Consider the following 18268-nt stretch of genomic DNA (forward strand, 5'->3'; position numbering starts at 1 on the left):
CTCAGTCTCCGTCGTGGGCGTTGAAGCCGATCTGCACGCCGAGCGCTTTGGCCAGCTCGCTTTCCTGCAGGCGGTGCAGGCGATTGAGGCTGTCGTACAGCTCGTTCAGGGCGGTGCGACCGGCTTCGTCGGCGAGCAGTTCGACCAGTGGGCTGTCGAGTGCAGCTAGGCGCTGACGGGTGTCCTGGTAAGCGGCGTCGATGCGTTTGGCCAGGTCGACCTGATCCTCGCCCAGTAGCGATTGAATGCCATCACGGTTGCTGCCGTGCCACAGCAGTTCGGCATTGGCCAGCGCCGCACCCTGGTTGGCCAGGCTGGCGGCACTGCGCCAGGCTTCGGCCTGGTAAGGCTGGGCGATGCCCTTGCTCTGGCGGCCCATCGGGGCACCGAGCTTCTTCTTCAGGCCGTCCAAAGCGCTGACCTGAACCCGCAACAGTTCGGCGATGGCCTCGTTGGCGTCGGCGTAGCGCTCGTTGGGAAACTGCTTCAGCTGTTCGGCCATGCCAGATTTGGCTTGCCACTCGCCGACGATCTCCGCGGCCAGGGCTTGCTGGTGCTTGCCGATGGCCTGCAACAGCGGGCAGTAGCGAGCTTTCTGCTCGGTCTGGGCGAGGTCCAGGTTGGGGTCGAAGAGAATGTATTCGTAGGCAGTCAGGCCCTGCACCACCACGCTGGCATTGGACAGGTCATCCGCGCTCAGCTGCGGCTTGTTCTTCAGCAGGGCTTCGACCTGGCGCTGGACCAGGTTCTTCTTGTCTGGCCAGAACTGAATCTGCCAGGCGCGGTTGCCTTCGGCCAGCGGTCCGATCAGCAACGGCTGCAAGCCGGCCCAGGCACTTTGGGCGCCGAGAAAGGCCTGGCGAGCGGTGCTCAGATCGGCGTTGCCGGCGCAGAAGGCTTCGGCATTCACGGCCAACTGGCGGTCGGCCTCCTGCCAGCTGCTGTAGGCCGGCAACAGCACGCCATCGGTCAGCGCCGCGCTGACCTTGGCTTTCGGGTCCTGCTGGCCGCAGCCGACCAGGGCCAGGCCGAGCAGAGAGGCGATCAGGGTTTTGTGCAACATCGCAGGCTCCTTAAAGAGAATTCAGGAAGGCGAGCAGCGCTGCTCGCTCATCGCTATCGAAACGCAGCACCTGCTGCTTTGCCGCTTCGGCCTCGCCGCCGTGCCAGAGAATGGCTTCCAGCAGGTTACGGGCACGGCCGTCATGCAGGAACTGAGTATGGCCATTGACCGTTTGCGTCAAACCAATGCCCCACAGCGGCGCCGTGCGCCATTCACGACCGTTGGCGAGAAACTCCTCGCGGCCATCGGCCAGCCCCTCGCCCATGTCGTGCAGCAGCATGTCCGTATACGGCCGGATCAGTTGGCTGGCCAGTTCCGGCTCGGCGGCATCAGCCGATGTGGTGAAACTGGGAGTGTGGCACTTCTGGCAACCGGCCTGGTGGAACAGGCTCTTGCCCTTGAGCACGTCGGGCGAGTCGACGTCACGCCGTGCCGGCACGCCCAGATTACGACTGTAGAACAGCACGCTGGCGAGGATGTTGTCGCTGACTTCCGGTTCGCCGCCATGGGGCGCGGCCAGGCAATCGGTTTGCGCCGTGGTGCAGTTGTCGTGAGGGATCAGCGAGCTGGTCAGGCCCATGTCATTGGCGAAGGCTTCGGCATTTTGCTGATTGAGGTTGGGTTGGCCAGCCTTCCAGCCGAAGCGGCCAAGTGCACTGCGCTGCTGCTGGCGGTCCCAGACCCAATTGGGACGACCGGAAATACCATCGCCATCGGCGTCATCCGGATCGGCGCCGGCCAGGATGTCTTCTTCGGCGATGGCTTCGAGCAGGCCGAGGCCGATCATCGGCGGGGCGATGCGTGCCGAGAACCGGGTATCGGGGTGCATGTCGCCGTAACCGAGCTGGCTGATGACCAACTGCGGCTTGCGCAGCTCCACCTGCGTGCCGTCGGCGAAACGTACCGGCACGTCGCTGTAGTTCACGCGGACCTTGCCTTCGGGGGTGACGCCGGGGTTGGCCATGTCCTGCATCTGGGTGCCGTAAGTGGGCTCGGCGACCACGCCCTGGTGGATCAGCACCTCGGCATGTTCCGGGCCGGCCGGTATAGACAGACGCACCAGCATCGAGGTGGCGCTGACCGCATCTGGCCCTGGCGGATGGCCGCGACCGTCCTTGATATGGCAGTTCTGGCAGGCATTGGTATTGAACAGCGGGCCCAGGCCATCGCGTGCTGTGGTGGTAGCTGGCGCCGTGACCCAGGGATTACGGAAGAAGCTGTTGCCCACGGCGAAATCCAGGCGACGGCTGGGTGCGAGGTTCGCCGAAGGCAGGGAGAAGGCGTTTTGATCGAACTTGCGTACCGTCGCCGCACCGGCCGAGAGGTGTTCACCAGGCTCTGCCTGGGTGAACTCAGGCTGCTGTTCGCAAGCGATCAAAGACAGGGCCAGAAAGGGCAGCAGGCAGCGCTGGAGCGGCGACATCAAGGAACAATCCGAACTGGCAGGGAAGCGGGGCGCCAAGATTAGCAGGCTAACGGAATTTAAATAAGATGGATTAGCGTTATCTAGACGCGGCCAGAGGTCGCGGGGGGATGCCGGCATCATTCCTTCCCTGCCATCAGCTTCTTCGATTATCTATGCAATGGCTGCGGCTTCAGAGAATGGTGCTGATTGAGAGCAAGAACATTCAAGACCTGCCAGGGGCGTTTGGCTAAGCTCGCCTGCCCAAGGAGGTTCCATGTCCCGTCAACACGAATTCACCCAGGGCGCCCGCGACATGCTGCCCATGCTGCTCGGCGCAATTCCATTCGGCATCATCTTCGGCAGCCTGGCAGGCGCTGCCGGGCTCGACCCCTGGCAGACCCAGGGCATGTCCTTGCTGGTTTTCGCCGGTTCGGCGCAGTTCATCGCCATCAGCCTGTTGAGCGGTGGCGCCGGTATCGCCGTGGTCCTGCTGACCACTCTGGTGGTCAATCTGCGCCATGCCCTGTACAGCGCCAGCATGCAGCCCCACGTCCGCCATCTGCCCAAGCGCTGGCGCGTGCCGTTGGCCTTCGGCCTGACCGATGAGGCCTATGCGGTGGTGGTGCAGCGCTATGCGCAGGGTGGCCAAGGCACCTACCGCCATTGGTACTTTCTCGGCGCGGCCCTGGCCATGTACTGCAACTGGCAGCTGTGCACGCTGGTCGGCGTGCTGTTCGGCCAGGCGGTGCCCAATATCGGTGAATGGGGGCTGGATTTCGCCATGCTGGCGACCTTCATCGGCATCGTCGTGCCGATGTTACGTAACCAACCGCAGGTCGCTGCGGCCCTGGTGGCGGGCGCCGTGGCGCTGGCGTGTCATGCCTTGCCCTACAAGCTTGGGCTGATGGCTGCTGCGGCCAGTGGCATCGTCGTCGGCGTGTGGTTGGAACGGCGCAAACCGGCGCTGCAGGAGGAGTTGCTCTGATGGATATCTGGTTGCTGATTCTGGGCATGCTGGCGATCACCTTCATCACCCGCTACAGCCTGTTTGCCTTCCCTGATCTGCGTTTTCCGCCGCTGATCAGGCAGGGGCTGCATTACGTGCCGACTGCGGTGCTGACGGCCATTGTGGTGCCCGGCATGCTGATGCCGGACGGACAGGTGTGGATGCTGAGTTGGAGCAACGCATACCTGCTGGCAGGTGTGGCGGCCATTGCCATCGCGGCGTTCACGCGGCACTTGCTGGCGACTATCGGTGGGGGGTTGCTGGTGTTCTTTCTGCTGCGCTGGGCGTTCGGGCAGTTACCGATCTGAGTGGCGCCTGCCCTGGCTTTGCGTAGGGTGCGCTGCGCGCACCAGGCAGGTACCGCTGTGTTCGCGGTGCGCGTGGTGCACCCTACCGGGATGGGGCGATGGAAACCCGCTACACCAGCGCGCTGACCTTCAGGTCGCGCTGGCTCAGGCGCAGGTACTGCTCGTCTGCCTTGAGCAGCAGCGCCTGGTCGTCGACGCTCAGTTCCTCGTGCGCACGCCCTTCGGCCTGGCTGCGGTAGAGGCTTTCCCCTGGGCGACGACGCAGGCAGTGATAACGCTGCTGGCGCGGTTCCACCTTGAGGCTGAGCATGTCGATGTAGGCGACCTGCATCTCATCACTCTGCCCGGCTTCCAGGGCGCTGCGTTGCAGGGCTGGGGTGTGGGTGAAGGGCGAGGCCGAGAGCATGACGTGCTGGCATTGCTGCAGATCGGGACGCGGTACGCCATTGAGCAGCCAGTTGCCGCGCAGATCACGCTGCAGGCAGAGGTTGCGCTGGCCGTGGTTGTCGACTTTCAGCCAGAGACGGCGGAAGCGCCAGCGCGGGTCGCAATCGATCAGATAGTTGGCAACGATGCTGTCGCCCTTGATGACTTGCATGAGATGGCTGGTCGCATGGATGCCATTGGCATCCTGGCTCAGACGCAGGGTTTCCACGCCGGGGGTGTACCAGGGTTTCCATACCAGGGTTTGCTGCATCGGTCGACTCCATGCCGAGCGCGAAACAGGAGGGAAGGGCGCCACTGCGCGCAGAACACGTTCCCTCGTGTTCCATGTTTGTTATGGCGCGCAGGATAAAGCGATAGCGATGTGATGTCTGTCAGCTTTTGCCGACAGTTGCGCAGGTTTTTGCGCTATAGATTCAGCCTTTCGACTTCAGCGGTTGCTGTTCGAACTTCACGCCGTCCAGGCCATGCACCATCAGCGCGCGGATGTTGCCATGGTCACTGCCTTGCGGCGTGGCCAGCACGCTGCGGTAGTGCTCGCCGAAAGCACGCAGCGCTTCTTCCGTGCTCAAGCCTTCCAACAGAGCCAGGCCGAGGGTCTTGCAGGAGCCTTCGTTCTGCCCGGCTGCGTTTTCCACGTCACCGTTGCGGAACGCGCTGGGCTGATAGTCGTAGTGCACGGCGACGAACGCCAGGGTTTCACTGAAGGCGTAGTCATCCTGTTGCAGGCGCTTACGCAGCTCGTTGAGAGCGGTCATTCATGCTTTCCTTTTGCGAATGCAGCGTTCTGCTCGGCGGAGGCTTCTTTCTGATACTTGGCCTTCCAGTCGGCATAGGGCATGCCGTAGACGGTCTCGCGGGCCAGGTCGGCGCTGATCTCGACACCGAAGTCGTCGGCGGCGGCCTTGTACCACTTGGACAGGCAGTTGCGGCAGAAACCGGCCAGGTTCATCAGGTCGATGTTCTGCACGTCAGGACGGCTGCGCAGGTGCTGCACCAATGCGCGAAAGGCTGCAGCTTCCAGTTCGAGGCGTTCTTGCTCGGTCATGGTGGGCTCTCCGGGATTAGGTGGCGGCGATGATAAGAGCCGCGCAGGGAGGCGACAAGCCGCCGAAGGCGGCTGTCAGCGATGGCCTGCCAGAGTAATGGATACCGACTCGGCGAAACGCAGGGCATGCGGTTTGTCCACTTCCACTTCGGCGTAACGCACGGCCTGATGGGTCATCACCAAGTCGAGGATTTCCTGGGTCAGGCGCTCGAGCAGGGCGAAGCGATTGCCTTCGACATGGGCGATGATCGCCTTGGTGATGGTGCGGTAGTTCAGCGCATGCTCGATGTCGTTGACCTCTACCGCATCGACGGCGGGGTAGAGGATGGTCAGGTTGATCAACACGTCCTGCTTGTTGTTGATCTCTTCTTCCTTGATGCCGATGTAGGTGCGCAGGCGCAGGTCCTTGACGCGGATACGCGCCATTCCGGGTTCCAGTCGCGGCATTAGTTGTTCCGTCCGATCAGTTGCAGGAATTCGTGGCGAGTGTTGCAGGACTCGCGGAAAGCGCCAAGCATCACCGAGCTGCTCATCACCGAGTTCTGCTTCTCCACGCCACGCATCATCATGCACATGTGCTTGGCCTCGATCACCACCGCGACGCCAGCGGCATTTGTCACCTGCTGGATGGCATCGGCGATCTGCTTGGTGAGGTTTTCCTGGATCTGCAGGCGCCGTGCATACATGTCGACGATGCGCGCCACTTTGGACAGCCCGAGTACCTTGCCGGTGGGGATGTAGGCGACATGTGCCTTGCCGATGAAGGGCAGCAGGTGGTGTTCGCACAGCGAGTACAGCTCGATGTCCTTGACGATCACCATCTCGTCATTGTCGGACTCAAACAGCGCGCCGTTGACGATCTCGTCCAGCGACTGCTGGTAACCATGACATAGATACTGCATGGCCTTGGCGGCACGTTTGGGCGTATCGAGCAGACCTTCGCGCTCTGGGTTTTCACCGAGGCCTACGAGAATCTCGCGGTATTGCTGGGAAAGAGGTTGGCTCATGGCAGTGTCCTGAGCAGCCGCGTCACTTGAGGTGGCGGCCGCCGTTGAGGGTAAGGGTGGTTCCGGTTACGTAGGAGTTGTCCAGCAGGTAGCGCAAGGTCTGGTAGAAGGCCTGCGGGCCGGGTTCTATGCCCAGCGCCGATTTGGCCAGCGTCTTGGTACGGTAGGTGTCGTCATCGTCAGTGTTGAACATCAGCAAGGCCGGGGCGATGGTATTGACCTTGATGCGCGGCGCCAGACGTGCGGCGAACGATAGCGTCAGGCTTTCCAGGCCTGCCTTGCTGGCGCAGTAGGCGGGGCGATTGGCGCTGCCCTTGCGTACCACGTCATCGCTGACGTGAACGATATCGGCCTGTTCCGACTGCAGCAGCAGGTCACTGCAGTGCAGGTTGATCAGGTAGGGCGCGAGCATGTGCACGCTGAACAGTTGGCGAAACGCATCGGCTTCTTCGCCGTGTGTTTCGGCCAGCCAATCCGAGGCGTTGTGCACGATCGCGCGCAGGCCGTTGCACTGCGCCTTGAGCTGTTCGATGAAAGCCAGAATGCCGGTCTCGTCACTGAAGTCGGCCTGCAAGGCGACGGCGCCACGCTCACGCAGCTGCGCGATGCTGTCGCGCTCGTGGCGGTAGCTGATGATCACCGGCTGGCCCGCGTCGAGCAGGCGCTCGGCACAGTAGAGGCCCACTCGCTGGCCGGCGCCGGTAATCAGGATGGGAAAGCTGGCAGCGCTCATGTGCGACTCGCATGAAAAATGGAAAGGCCGGACGTTTACGTCTCAGGTCACTTGACCCGTGACAAGCGATACTCGGCAGACCTCGGATAAAGTTATACCAGAGCTGCAGCTTGTACAATCGTGCGTGCCATGTGTTTTTGCTATGAGGGTCGGTGTGTAAGCCTATTTAACTGAGTTTAAAGGCTTTTTACCGGAGTTCTGGGTAGGTGCTTTCTATACTTTACTTGTACGGATTGTTGTTTTTGTATAGGTGTCGGCGGCTTGTAAAACGAAATCGGCCAGCGCGAGGCTGGCCGATGGGGGAGGAGGGAGCGATCAGGATTTACCGAGGCTGGCGGCGCGTCGGCTCAGGCGCTGCGGGTAGTTGCCCTGCAGCCAGGGTTCCAGCAGGCGCGTGGACAGCGGAATGAACAGGTAGGTCATCAGGGGTGTCAGGGCCAGCGTCGACAGCAGTACGCGGGTTACCAGCGACAGGTCGGCAAGCCAGGGGCCGAACAGCAGATTGAAAGCCAGCGACACCGGAAAGAACGCCAGCCAGATCGCCACGCTTTGCTTCCAGCGCGGAGCTTGGCGGTGGGCGCTGCCGAACCAGGCATCGAGGCCGACTGCGCGCTTTTCCTGCGGTTGGGCGAAAAGTCCCGCACCACGCTGCAGCCACGCCTGGCGCGAAGCGGAATGCTCCCAGGAGGCCATGGTCTGTTCGTCGCTGAAGCGGAAGACGATCTGAAACTCATCGTCATCGGCGGGCGGTGCCAGCACGCCGGAGCCGAGATAGCCCGGAAAGTCGGTGGCCAGGTGTTCGCCTTCACGCAGCCAGGCGATGAAGTCGTGATAACGACCATTGGCGACGCGGCGCGCCACCATCAGGGTTACGGGGGACATTGTGTATCTCCTCGAGTATTGCCGCCAGCCGGGGTGTGGCGTAGGGCGCGATCGAGCACGGGGTGGTGTGCTCGACGAAAATTGCAGCAAGGATTATTCCCGTTTTACGAAAATTAGCCAGCCCCGCCTGACAAGGGGCTCCAGACGGGTTAAAGGAGAAATCTTGTCCGGGATTTGCACCATTCAAGGGCATGGGCTGTGTGCGATGGTTCGGTGAAGGGCGTCAGGCATGGATAAACACCGCGCTTGAGGCTGCCGTTATCCTTGATGTTGTGCTTGGTATGGTTTTGTACATATCTTGCACAATGCCAGTGAGCTGTTGCTGGGTTACAATTGCCGAATATTCGTTGCCGTGATGCCCGAAACCATGCCCGAACTCGCCTCCGTCACATCGCTCGCGTCCAGCGCTTTGAAACAGGAAGAGCTGTTCCCCATTCGCGAGGTTTCCCGCCTTACCGGTGTCAATCCGGTCACCCTGCGTGCCTGGGAGCGGCGTTACGGCCTGATTCAGCCGACACGCACCGATAGCGGCCATCGCCTGTATTCGCAGGCCGACATCGACGCGGTGCGCAGCATCCTCGCCTGGATCGAGCGTGGCGTCGCGGTCAGCAAGGTTGGTTCGATCCTGGCCAAGAGCGCCAGCAGTCGCAGCGTCGCCACGCCCGCCTACAACGACGTCGTCAGTGACGACTGGAGTCAGTGGCAGGATCAACTGCGCAGCGCGCTGCAGAACTTCGATGAGTCTCGTCTTGAGCGTGTGTACGGGCAGATTTTCTCCTGCTATCCACTGCAGGTGGTATTTCAGAGCATCTTCATGCCGGTCTGGCAGGAGCTTCTGCTGCGTCAGGACGAAGTCGGTCAGCGCGGCGAGTGGCTGATGCTCGACGGCTTCCTGCGTGGGCGTTGCTGGCAGCGACTGCAACTGGGACGCGATGATTCGCGCGAGCGCGTGCTACTGGTGGCGCTACCTGGCCACTGCCGAGAGCTTGAGCTGCTGGTTGCAGCGTTGCTGTTGGGCAATCAGGACGTCGACGTGGCGGTGATGGGGCCCGGTGTTCCGATGGCCGATCTGGCCCTGGTTTGCGAACGCATGCAGCCGCAGGCGCTGGTGGTTTTCAGTAATCAGCCGCCAGGTGATGAATTTCCGCGGCAACTGGCGCGTCTGGCGCTTGGTCTGGAATGTCCGGTGCTGCTGGCCGGAGACAGTGCCGATCTGGCGGAGGAGAGCTTGGCCGGCTCGCCCATCGCGTGCCTGGGTAACGAAGGGCGTCTGATGCAGCGTCGTCTGCAGCAGTTCCTGGCTGGCCATCTCGATACCTGAGATGGCCCTGGCTGCTGAGTCTCAGTTGGCTGCTACGGTCTGCGGTTGTTGTTCGTTGTGCTGTTCGAACAGGTACTGACGCAGGGTCTGTTCATCTTCTTCATGTAGCGTCTGCAGGCTGTAGGCGTAACACGTCTGGCTGACACGTCTTGCCAGTTGCGCGCGCAGTTGAACGCGACGCTCCTGGGGCAAGATCAGCTGTAGCAGCTGATCCTTGGCCGGCATGCCTGCTTTGCTGTATTCCACCAGGATTCCATTGTTCGATAGCTCCAGCGCCTTCAGGCCGCTGGGCTGGTCGCTGCTGTCCAGCAGTGTCAGCGTAGTGGGTAGAACGAGGCGCCATGGGCGTTCGTTCACCCCTTGTTCGAAGATCAGCGGGGCCCCCAGTTCCAGGCGCGACTGGCTGTGGTCGTCCTGAATCAGGTGCAGGGGAAAGCTCAGATGCTGATTGTCGGTATGAGTGTCCAGGCTTAGCTGCTCTTCGTTGCCCAGGCGAGCCAGAAGCTCACTGAGTCGATCGCCCAGAGCCAACTGCGGCGCTGCGGTAGAGCGCCGCTTTTGCGGAGGTTTGAAGAGGATCTTCTGGAGGAAATCCAGTTCGTCCTGAGTCAGCAGCGGGTCGCTTTGCATGGAGTAAATACTGCAAGGGGGCAAACCCTTCTGACTGCCGCGCCAGACGATAGTTTTATCCGTTCGTCAGCTTTTCAGACGCGCCAGTTCGGCCTTCAGCTCCGCCACCTCCACCTCCAGCTCGCGTACGCGCTGCTTGGCTTCGACCTGTTCGGTGACATCCTTCTGGATGCCGATGTAGTAGGTCAGTTGGTCGCTTTCATTGAGCACTGGAGTGATCGACAGCTCGTTCCAGAAAGCGCTGCCGTCCTTGCGGTAGTTGCGGATGATCTGTCGGCAGGGTTTGCTGGCCTTGACGGCTTCGCGAATGGCCTGCAAGCCGAACTGGGCCCGGTCACTGCCCTGCAGGAAGCGGCAGTCCTGGTAGAGGATGTCATCGCTGGGGTAGCCAGTCAGGCGTTCGAATGCCGTGTTGGCGTAGATCAGGATATTGTCTTCGCCCTCCTGCTCGGCCACCACGATTCCATCGTTGGAGGCGTCGACTACCAGTTGCAGCAGTTTGGCATTGATCATGAGTCCGGTTCCGCGATGGATATGCGCTGCATTCTAAAACATCGGGTCGGGCTGTCTACTTGCGGCATAATGCGCGGCGTTTTTCCTGTTTCCGGAGTTGTCATGAAAGTCGCCATTGTCTCGGGTTCGGTCTACGGTACGGCCGAAGAAGTTGCACGCCACGCCGAGCGCCAGCTCAAGGCCGCCGGGTTGGATGCCTGGCACAAAGCGAATATGAGCCTCGAGGAGTTGCTGGCCTTCGCGCCCGACGCGTTCCTCACCGTGACCTCCACCACCGGCATGGGCGAGCTGCCTGACAACCTGCTGCCGCTGTACAGCGAACTCCGCGATCGTCTGCCGGCCTGGAGCGGCAAACCGGCTGCGGTGCTGGCGCTGGGCGACTCCAGTTACGACACCTTCTGCGGCGGCGGCGAGCTGATTCGTGAGCTGTATGCCGAGCTGGGGCTGCGCGAAGTGGTAGAGATGCTGCGCCTGGACTCCAGTGAGACGGTGACCCCGGAAACCGATGCCGAGCCCTGGCTGCAAGCATTCGCTGCCGCGCTGAAGGCCTGACATGCGCCCAATACCCCGAGCAGGTATGAGCGGCCGATAAAAGCGGCGAATACCTCACCATCGCACCGCGGCGCGCCAGCGCCGTGACCTGCAAAGCCATCAAGATGGCTGCCAGGGCAACTACCGCCAGCGGCGCGCCTGGCTAGACTGCGGACACCACCGATCAACAAGAATATCGAGGTGACTGCCGTGAATGCTCCGCTGAAACTCCCTGCTGTGAAGAATCTGGTTTCCGAGGCCGAATGGCGCGCGCGCGTCGATCTCGCTGCCTGCTACCGACTGATCGCCCTCTATGGCTGGGACGACCTGATCTTCACTCACATCTCCGCCAAGATTCCGGGCACCGAGGATTTCCTCATCAACCCCTATGGCCTGATGTTTCACGAAATCACCGCGTCGAGCCTGATCAAGGTCGACCTGGCGGGCAACAAGTTGATGGACAGCCCGTTCGACATCAACCCGGCCGGTTACACCATCCACAGCGCCGTGCACGAGGTGCGCCACGACGTCGGCTGCGTACTGCACATCCATACGCCTGCCGGTATTGCCGTATCGGCGCAGAAGCAGGGCTTGCTGCCGCTGTCGCAGCAGTCGCTGTTCGTCCTCGCCAGCCTGGCCTACCACGGCTATGAAGGGGTGGCGCTGAATCATGACGAGAAGGCGCGGCTGCAGGCGGACCTGGGCGACAAGAATTTCATGATCCTGCCCAACCATGGGTTGCTTACTGCTTTCGGCGGCATCGCCGACGCTTTCCTGGGTATGTTCATCCTGCAGCGTGCCTGCGAGATCCAGATCATGGCGCAGAGCGGCGGAACCGAACTGATCCATATTCCGCAGCAGATTCTCGACGGTGCGCGGGCGATGATCGCCGGTGTGATGAAAACGCCACAGGGCATGGGTGGCTCGCTGCCCTGGCCGGCGCTGCTGCGCAAGCTCGACCAGCAAATGCCGGGCTACGATCAGTGAGCGACTTGCCAGGCATCGCCCTGGACGACTGGTGCGCTCAGAGCCGGACACTGGATTTTCGCGGCCATGCCATCCGTTACTGGGTCGCCGGTGACGCCGATGCCGAGCCGCTGCTGCTGATTCACGGCTTTCCCAGCGCCAGTTGGGACTGGCATCGTCTGTGGGCGCCGCTGGCCGAGCGTTACCGGGTTATCGCCTGCGACATGCTCGGCTTCGGTTATTCGGCCAAGCCGCGCGGGCATGCCTATAGCCTGCTGGCGCAGGCCGACCTGCAGCAGGCGCTATTGGCCCACATCGACGAGCAGCGCGCGGTGCACGTGCTGGCCCATGATTACGGCGACAGCGTCGCGCAGGAGCTGATCGCGCGGCATCGGGAGGGGCGGCTACAACTGGCGAGTTGCGTGTTCCTCAATGGCGGCCTGTTCCCCGAAACGCATCATCCGGTGCGGGTGCAGAAGTTGCTGCTCGGGCCGCTGGGACCGCTGATCGGGCGTCTGTTTTCGCGGCGCAAGCTGGCGCAGAGTTTTGCCCGTATCTTCGGCCCGCACACCCAGGCCAGTGAGGCCGAACTGGATGCCCTGTGGCAACTGGTGGCCTACAACAACGGCCCGGCGGTGATGCATCGTCTGATTCGCTACATGCCCGAGCGCCGCCAGCAGCGGCAACGCTGGGTGGCAGCGATGCGGGCGACGACCCTACCGATGCGGGTGATCGATGGCGCCTTCGATCCCATTTCAGGAGCGCACATGGTGACGCGTTACCGTGAGTTGATCGCGGACGCCGACACGGTGCTGCTCGACGGCATCGGCCACTATCCGCAGCTGGAAGCGCCGGCTGCGGTGCTTGATCATTACCTGCAATTTCGCCACGCAAGGAGCTTGCATGCGTAGACGTACCCTGTTGAAAGGCGCTGCGCTCGGTGGTGTCGCAGCGCTCGGAGTTGGTTACTGGGCGTTGCCTGCGGGGCCGCGACCTGCGGCTGTCAGCCTGGAGGGCGCGCGCCAGGTGTTGGCGGATCTGCACGGCAAGACGCTGCAAAGCCTGCGTGGCTGGAATCCGGCCGAGGTGTTCAATCACTGCGCGCAGAGCATCGACTATTCCATCGACGGTTATCCCGAACTGAAGCCGGCCTGGTTTCGTCACAGTGTCGGGCCAGCCGCATTCGCCGTGTTCAGCGCCCGTGGCGCCATGCGTCATCCGCTGGATGACGCGATCCCCGGCGCCGCCACGCTCAGCGAGCCGGCCAGTCAGGTGCTGGCGTTGCAGCGCTTGCAGGCGGCGTTCGAACGCTTTGCCGGTCACGCGGGCGAGCTACAACCGCACTTTGCCTACGGTGCGCTCGATCATGCCGAGTATGCCGAGGCGCACGTGCTGCACCTGTACAACCACCTGAGCTTGATCCGCATTGCTTGAGCACGCGTGAATTTGAACCAGTTGGCGCTGAAACAATTTTTGTCGAACCTCTGCCGCCGAGAGTGACTCAGTAACTCTGTCACTCACAGGAAAGTAGAGGTTAACCATGAACAAGAAGTTATCTGCACTGCTGCTGAGCGGGATTCTGGGCGCGATGGCTTTGCCTGCCTTCGCTAGCAGCGACACCAATGCTCCGGGCACCCCGGGGACTACCACGCCGACCACTCCGGGCGACACCAATCCGATGAACCCGGGCGATGACGGTGAGGGCATCCCTCCTGTTCAGGGGCCCAACACCGATGGCAACCCCGGTGGTGATGGGGCTGGTTCGGGTGATGGCAGCGGCAGCGGCGGCGACGGCTCGGGTTCCGGCGCCGGTAACTGAGCCGCATAAGGTCGCATTATCGGCCGTCATTCAGCAGCCCCGCGCGCCTTGTGAAGCGCGTGGGGCTGTTTGACACTCGGCGCATTAACAACCTGCCCCGAGGACGCTGTCGATGAGCGATGCCATCCGTTTCGAAGATCAAGTAGTCATAGTCACCGGTGCCGGCGGTGGCCTGGGCCGTGCCCACGCGCTGTTGTTCGCCCGCCACGGTGCCAGGGTGGTGGTCAACGACCTCGGTGGTAGCACCCACGGTGAAGGAGCCAACGCCTCTGCTGCCGATAAGGTAGTGGAAGAGATTCGCGCCTTCGGTGGGACCGCGGTGGCCAACCATGATTCGGTGACTGACGGCGACAAGATCGTGCAGACCGCGCTGGATCATTTCGGTCGTATCGACGTGCTGGTCAACAACGCCGGTATCCTGCGCGACAAGAGCTTTCACAAGATGGAAGATGCCGACTGGGATCTGGTTTACAAGGTCCACGTCGAAGGCGCCTACAAGACCACTCACGCTGCCTGGCCTCACTTGCGCGAGCAGAACTTCGGCCGCGTTATCTTCACCTCGTCCACATCTGGTATCTACGGCAACTTCGGTCAGAGCAACTACGGCATGGCCAAGCTCGGCCTGTACGGGCTGACGCGCACCCTGGCCATCGAAGGCCGCAAGAACAACATCCTGGTCAATGCCATCGCTCCCACCGGTGCCACGCGCATGACCGAAGGACTGATCCCTCCGCAGGTGTTCGAACAGCTCAAGCCCGAGCTGGTCAGCCCGTTGGTGGTGTATCTCGGTAGCGCAGCCTGCCAGGACACTGGTGGTCTGTTCGAGGTCGGTGGTGGTTGGGTCGGCAAGGTGCGCTGGGAGCGCAGTCTCGGCGCAGGCTTCGACCCCAAGGCCGGTTTCAGCCCGGACGACGTGGCGGCCCAGTGGCAACGCATCTGCGATTTCGAGGGCGCTGCGCACCCGGCGGATAACGTCGAAGCACTCAAGGAAATGATGGCGAACCTGCAGAAGTACGCGCTCTAGACTGCAAGCGATCACCGTAAGGCCGGTAGCGATCAGGCAACGCGGTGTTTCGTGGTCCGGCTCTGGTTCGCGGCGGGGCGCCGCCCCTCCACAGTCGCTGTATCGGCGCTTGACCATTTGCGGAGTAGTACTCGGCTGTTACCTGTCGGAAGAAATAGGGGCGAATAATGGCGTTCGTTCCACCTACCTTCAGGAGACGATCATGGCTGCCAAGAAGATTCTCATGCTGGTCGGCGACTACGCCGAGGACTACGAAACCATGGTGCCGTTCCAGGCACTGCAGATGGTTGGCCATACCGTGCATGCGGTCTGCCCGGACAAGGTGACCGGGCAGACGGTACGCACCGCCATCCACGATTTCGAGGGCGACCAGACCTACAGCGAAAAGCCCGGCCACAACTTCGCCCTCAACTATGACTTCGCCAAGGTGCGTGCCGACGATTACGACGCGTTGCTGGTACCCGGTGGCCGTGCGCCCGAGTACCTGCGCCTGAACGCCGATGTCATTGCTCTGGTCAAGGCGTTCGCGGCGGCTGATAAGCCCATTGCTGCCGTCTGCCACGGTGCCCAGCTTCTGGCGGCAGCAGGGGTGCTGGAGGGACGTGAATGCAGCGCCTATCCTGCTTGTGCGCCGGAAGTGGCGCTGGCCGGTGGCAAGTACGTGGAAATCCCGGTGGACCAGACGCACGTACAGGGCAAGCTGGTCAGCGCGCCGGCCTGGCCTGCGCATCCGGCATGGCTGGCAGCGTTTCTCAAGGTGCTCGGCACGGAAATTCGTCTCTAACCTCCGTAGCCGGATGTTATCCGGGGCAGCGCCATTGTCGGCATCCCTGGGTTGCATCCGGGCTACGCCGCTACTGAGGAGATAAAGCCGATGTGCGAACTGTATGTGAAGGCCGACCCCATCCTCTACGAATCGCGCTCACGCTCATTGCGCATCCGCGGTGTGGTCACCACGTTGCGTCTGGAAAATCAGTTCTGGGACATCCTGCGCGAAATCGCCGAAGTCGATGGCATGACCACCAACCAGCTGATCGCCAAGCTGCATGACGAAGTCATGGATTTTCGCGGCGAAGTGGTCAATTTCGCCTCGTTCCTGCGTGTCAGCTGCACCCGCTACCTGGCACAGAAGGCCGGGCGTCAGGTGCCGCTGAGGGTGGTTGGGGCCAGCGGCTGAGTCACTGGTACATCCAGAAGTTCGGATGTTCCTGCGCACTAGGGGTGTTCGGTTGCTGGCTAGGCTGGGAGGGTTGGAAGAAGCGTTTGATCAGGCTCATGCGACGTTACTCCTGTAGGGGTTGTTGAACAGGTGGGCATGATCGGAGATGCGCTTCGATTGATAAAACGGATTGTCTCTATCTTGGTGATTGGGTATGGCTATACCTGATCTTGATACGTGCCATCGCGATCACTCAAGCATGGTTGCCGGGACGCCGGGGCAGGCGCACGCTGACGCGCAGGCCGCCAAGCGGTGACTCGTCCAGGGCGATGCTGCCCTGATGCAATTCCACCACGCGGCGCACGATGGACAGCCCCAGGCCAGCGCCCTGGCCTTCGCCAACGCGGAAGAATCGCTCGAACAAGCGCTCGCGCAATTCCACCGGCACGCCTGGGCCGCTGTCGAGCACTTGTAGCACCAACTCTTGCGGCGTGGCCTGGAGTTGCACCTGAATGCAGCCGCCTGCCGGGGTGTATTGCACGGCATTGCTCACCAGGTTCTGCAACAGGATGCCCAGGCTGGGCGCATCCGCCGGCACGTGGTAATCAGCTGGCTCCTGGGCGTCGAGAATCAGCTCCTGGCCACGACTGAGTGCCAGCGGTGTCAGCTCGGCCAGTTCGCCACGCAGGAAGGCCAGCAGGTCCAGATCGTCCATGTTCAGGCGAATGCCGTTGGGGTCCAGACGCGCCAGTGTCAGCAGTTGCGCCACCACTCGTGTGGCACGGTCGACCCCGCTGCTCAACTGTCGCAGTGCTTCGTCACGATCACCGGCATCCGGTGTTTCCAGCGCGTTCTGTGCATGGATACGCAACACCGCCAGGGGCGTGCGCAGCTCGTGGGCGGCATCGGCGATGAAACGTTTTTCCTGTTCCAGCAACTGCCTGACCTGCATCAGCAGGCGGTTGAGCGCAGCGGCCATCGGCTCCAATTCATTGGGCAGCGGCGGAAAGACCAGCGGCGCCAGGTTGTCCGGCGCGCGGCCGCGAATGGCGTCGGCCATGCGCTTGAGTGGATACAGCCCCCAGCCGACGGTCAGCCACAGCAGCAGGCCGACGATGGGCAGGCCGATCAGCAGCGGTTGCAGGCTACGCCGGGCGATCTTGCCGATCAGTTCGCCGCGCACGTCTTCGCGCTCTCCCGCCAGTACCCAGTGATAATCGCGGCTGTCATGCAGCACGAACACGCGCCAGCGATGCTCGCCGATGCTCAGGGTGTGATAGCCGATCAGGTAGCGTGCCAGTTGTGCCAGGCGCTGCTGCATGGGTTGGTCGTTGTCCGGCAGCACCAGGCCGAGCTGGGTGATCATGTCGTTGAGCAGGCCAGGCGGAGCGCTGGCGGACTGGAGCAGCAGCTCACCATCCTTGTCGAGCATCTGGAAAGCCAGCTTGCCCTCGTATTCGTGACCGAGCAGGTTGTCCGGGTTGCGCGCGTTGTGCAGCAGCAGGGCTTCGTCGAGTACGGCCTGCATTTCGCGGCGTTCGCTGTCGCTCAGGTCGTGACGCACCAGGCCCATGAGCAGGCGCGCGGTCTGCGACAGCTGGGCATCGAACAGCTCGCGCACTTCATGCACCGAGTCGTTGTAGATCTTGTGGCTGATCAGCCCGAAGCTGCCGGCGACCAGCAGCAGAAGCAGGGCGAGCAGACGGGTGCGAATGGAGCCGAAGGTTTTCAGCACGCTCATTTGTCCACCAGATAACCGACGCCGCGTACCGTGCGGATCAGTTCCGGGAAGAATTTCTTGCGCAGGTGGTGCACGTGCACTTCCAGGGCGTTGCTTTCCACTTCCTCATCCCAGCCGTATAGCGCCTGTTGCAACTTGTCGCGGGTCAGCACGCGGCCGGGCTGGATCAGCAACTCGTGCAGCAAGAGGAACTCCTTGCGCGGCAGGTTGATGGTCTGGCCCTGGTATTCGACCACCTGGCTGGCCGGGTCGAGGCTGATACCGCGGTACTCCAGCGCCGGCTGCGGGCGCTGGAAACTGCGCCGCAGCAGCGCACGCAGGCGCGCCTTGAGTTCGGCGACGTCGAAGGGTTTGATCAGGTAGTCGTCGGCGCCGGCATCGAGCCCGGCGATGCGGTCACTGGTGGCATCACGCGCGGTCAGTATCAGCACCGGCACCGGATTGGCCGCGGCGCGCAGGTGCTTGAGCACCTGCAGGCCGTCCATGCGCGGCAGGCCGAGGTCGAGAATGGCCAGCTCGAAACTCTCGTGGCTCAGCGCATGCAGCGCGCTGGCGCCGTCCTGCAGCCAGTCCACGGTGTAGCCTTCGGGTTTAAGCGCGGTGCGAATGCCTTCGCCCAGGGCCTGATCGTCTTCGACGAGAAGAATGCGCATGGCAACTCCTGTAGG

General features: G+C 62.3%; 24 protein-coding genes. 11 read left to right on the top strand and 13 right to left on the bottom strand.

The features are described from left to right. Position 1 precedes the first annotated feature (1 nt). Both CXP40_RS15330 and CXP40_RS15335 read right to left on the bottom strand, forming a co-directional pair. On the bottom strand, positions 2-1063 hold the full coding sequence (locus tag CXP40_RS15330; RefSeq protein ID WP_106734455.1) for an imelysin family protein: 1062 nt from the start codon (positions 1061-1063) through the stop codon (positions 2-4). Between the two features lie 10 nt (positions 1064-1073). Beyond that, entirely contained in the window at positions 1074-2486 is a 1413-nt protein-coding gene (locus CXP40_RS15335; RefSeq protein WP_106734456.1) for a di-heme oxidoredictase family protein, read from the bottom strand. A gap of 256 nt (positions 2487-2742) precedes the next feature. On the opposite strand from CXP40_RS15335, the gene CXP40_RS15340 reads away from it, so the two are divergent. Both CXP40_RS15340 and CXP40_RS15345 read left to right on the top strand, forming a co-directional pair. Further along, positions 2743-3453, top strand: a complete 711-nt coding sequence (locus CXP40_RS15340) for an AzlC family ABC transporter permease (protein ID WP_106734457.1) — start codon at positions 2743-2745, stop codon at positions 3451-3453. Then, positions 3453-3782: an AzlD domain-containing protein gene (locus CXP40_RS15345; protein WP_045734925.1), complete on the top strand. Its 330-nt coding sequence runs from the start codon at positions 3453-3455 to the stop codon at positions 3780-3782. The genes CXP40_RS15340 and CXP40_RS15345 overlap by 1 nt, the downstream gene beginning before the upstream one ends. A gap of 109 nt (positions 3783-3891) precedes the next feature. Here the strand turns inward: CXP40_RS15345 and CXP40_RS15350 are convergent, their stop codons facing one another. From CXP40_RS15350 to CXP40_RS15380, 7 genes are all read right to left on the bottom strand, one after another. Further along, complete coding sequence (locus CXP40_RS15350; protein ID WP_099525695.1) at positions 3892-4479, bottom strand: putative glycolipid-binding domain-containing protein; 588 nt, start codon at positions 4477-4479, stop codon at positions 3892-3894. Between the two features lie 163 nt (positions 4480-4642). Then, positions 4643-4984 (bottom strand): HopJ type III effector protein, encoded by a 342-nt coding sequence (locus tag CXP40_RS15355; protein ID WP_106734458.1) that lies wholly within the window; start codon positions 4982-4984, stop codon positions 4643-4645. After that, complete coding sequence (locus CXP40_RS15360) at positions 4981-5274, bottom strand: DUF1244 domain-containing protein (protein WP_106734459.1); 294 nt, start codon at positions 5272-5274, stop codon at positions 4981-4983. The genes CXP40_RS15355 and CXP40_RS15360 overlap by 4 nt, the downstream gene beginning before the upstream one ends. A gap of 75 nt (positions 5275-5349) precedes the next feature. Next, entirely contained in the window at positions 5350-5721 is a 372-nt protein-coding gene (folX, locus tag CXP40_RS15365) for a dihydroneopterin triphosphate 2'-epimerase (protein WP_003462464.1), read from the bottom strand. Continuing rightward, complete coding sequence (gene folE, locus CXP40_RS15370) at positions 5721-6281, bottom strand: GTP cyclohydrolase I FolE (RefSeq protein WP_003462453.1); 561 nt, start codon at positions 6279-6281, stop codon at positions 5721-5723. Before folE ends, folX begins: the two co-directional genes overlap by 1 nt. A 22-nt stretch (positions 6282-6303) precedes the next feature. Further along, the gene (folM, locus tag CXP40_RS15375; protein ID WP_106734460.1) at positions 6304-7014 is read right to left on the bottom strand and encodes a dihydromonapterin reductase; all 711 of its coding nucleotides are present in this window, start codon (positions 7012-7014) and stop codon (positions 6304-6306) included. A gap of 315 nt (positions 7015-7329) precedes the next feature. Next, positions 7330-7896, bottom strand: coding sequence for an antibiotic biosynthesis monooxygenase (locus CXP40_RS15380; protein WP_106734461.1), 567 nt, complete (start codon positions 7894-7896; stop codon positions 7330-7332). Positions 7897-8263: 367 nt separating this feature from the next. On the opposite strand from CXP40_RS15380, the gene CXP40_RS15385 reads away from it, so the two are divergent. Further along, positions 8264-9217: a MerR family transcriptional regulator gene (locus CXP40_RS15385; RefSeq protein ID WP_106734531.1), complete on the top strand. Its 954-nt coding sequence runs from the start codon at positions 8264-8266 to the stop codon at positions 9215-9217. 21 nt (positions 9218-9238) lie between these two features. On the opposite strand, the gene CXP40_RS15390 is transcribed toward CXP40_RS15385, so the two are convergent. Both CXP40_RS15390 and CXP40_RS15395 read right to left on the bottom strand, forming a co-directional pair. Further along, positions 9239-9847, bottom strand: coding sequence for a hypothetical protein (locus CXP40_RS15390; RefSeq protein ID WP_106734462.1), 609 nt, complete (start codon positions 9845-9847; stop codon positions 9239-9241). Between the two features lie 66 nt (positions 9848-9913). Continuing rightward, positions 9914-10360, bottom strand: a complete 447-nt coding sequence (locus CXP40_RS15395; protein ID WP_106734463.1) for a PAS domain-containing protein — start codon at positions 10358-10360, stop codon at positions 9914-9916. Between the two features lie 102 nt (positions 10361-10462). On the opposite strand from CXP40_RS15395, the gene CXP40_RS15400 reads away from it, so the two are divergent. From CXP40_RS15400 to CXP40_RS15435, 8 genes are all read left to right on the top strand, one after another. Continuing rightward, a complete protein-coding gene (locus CXP40_RS15400) occupies positions 10463-10912 on the top strand; it encodes a flavodoxin (RefSeq protein WP_106734464.1) in 450 nt (149 codons plus the stop codon). Between the two features lie 189 nt (positions 10913-11101). Next, a complete protein-coding gene (locus CXP40_RS15405; RefSeq protein WP_371916964.1) occupies positions 11102-11878 on the top strand; it encodes a class II aldolase/adducin family protein in 777 nt (258 codons plus the stop codon). Then, positions 11875-12768 (top strand): alpha/beta fold hydrolase, encoded by an 894-nt coding sequence (locus CXP40_RS15410; protein WP_106734466.1) that lies wholly within the window; start codon positions 11875-11877, stop codon positions 12766-12768. Before CXP40_RS15405 ends, CXP40_RS15410 begins: the two co-directional genes overlap by 4 nt. Next, on the top strand, positions 12761-13291 hold the full coding sequence (locus CXP40_RS15415) for a DUF1569 domain-containing protein (protein WP_106734467.1): 531 nt from the start codon (positions 12761-12763) through the stop codon (positions 13289-13291). Before CXP40_RS15410 ends, CXP40_RS15415 begins: the two co-directional genes overlap by 8 nt. A gap of 106 nt (positions 13292-13397) precedes the next feature. Then, complete coding sequence (locus CXP40_RS15420; protein WP_106734468.1) at positions 13398-13676, top strand: hypothetical protein; 279 nt, start codon at positions 13398-13400, stop codon at positions 13674-13676. A 112-nt stretch (positions 13677-13788) separates the two neighbouring features. After that, positions 13789-14700: an SDR family oxidoreductase gene (locus CXP40_RS15425; protein ID WP_106734469.1), complete on the top strand. Its 912-nt coding sequence runs from the start codon at positions 13789-13791 to the stop codon at positions 14698-14700. Positions 14701-14899: 199 nt separating this feature from the next. Next, positions 14900-15484 carry a DJ-1/PfpI family protein gene (locus CXP40_RS15430; RefSeq protein ID WP_177429681.1) on the top strand — a complete coding sequence of 195 codons (585 nt, stop codon included), beginning with the start codon at positions 14900-14902 and terminating at the stop codon, positions 15482-15484. Positions 15485-15574: 90 nt separating this feature from the next. Next, positions 15575-15877, top strand: coding sequence for a ribbon-helix-helix domain-containing protein (locus CXP40_RS15435; protein WP_017675012.1), 303 nt, complete (start codon positions 15575-15577; stop codon positions 15875-15877). A 235-nt stretch (positions 15878-16112) separates the two neighbouring features. Here the strand turns inward: CXP40_RS15435 and CXP40_RS15440 are convergent, their stop codons facing one another. Both CXP40_RS15440 and CXP40_RS15445 read right to left on the bottom strand, forming a co-directional pair. After that, positions 16113-17600 (bottom strand): ATP-binding protein, encoded by a 1488-nt coding sequence (locus CXP40_RS15440; protein WP_106734471.1) that lies wholly within the window; start codon positions 17598-17600, stop codon positions 16113-16115. Next, on the bottom strand, positions 17597-18253 hold the full coding sequence (locus CXP40_RS15445; protein ID WP_106734472.1) for a response regulator transcription factor: 657 nt from the start codon (positions 18251-18253) through the stop codon (positions 17597-17599). The genes CXP40_RS15440 and CXP40_RS15445 overlap by 4 nt, the downstream gene beginning before the upstream one ends. Between the last annotated feature and the right edge of the window lie 15 nt (positions 18254-18268).

This window comes from Pseudomonas sp. YY-1 (assembly GCF_002843095.1).
GTDB classification, from domain to species: domain Bacteria; phylum Pseudomonadota; class Gammaproteobacteria; order Pseudomonadales; family Pseudomonadaceae; genus Aquipseudomonas; species Aquipseudomonas sediminis_A.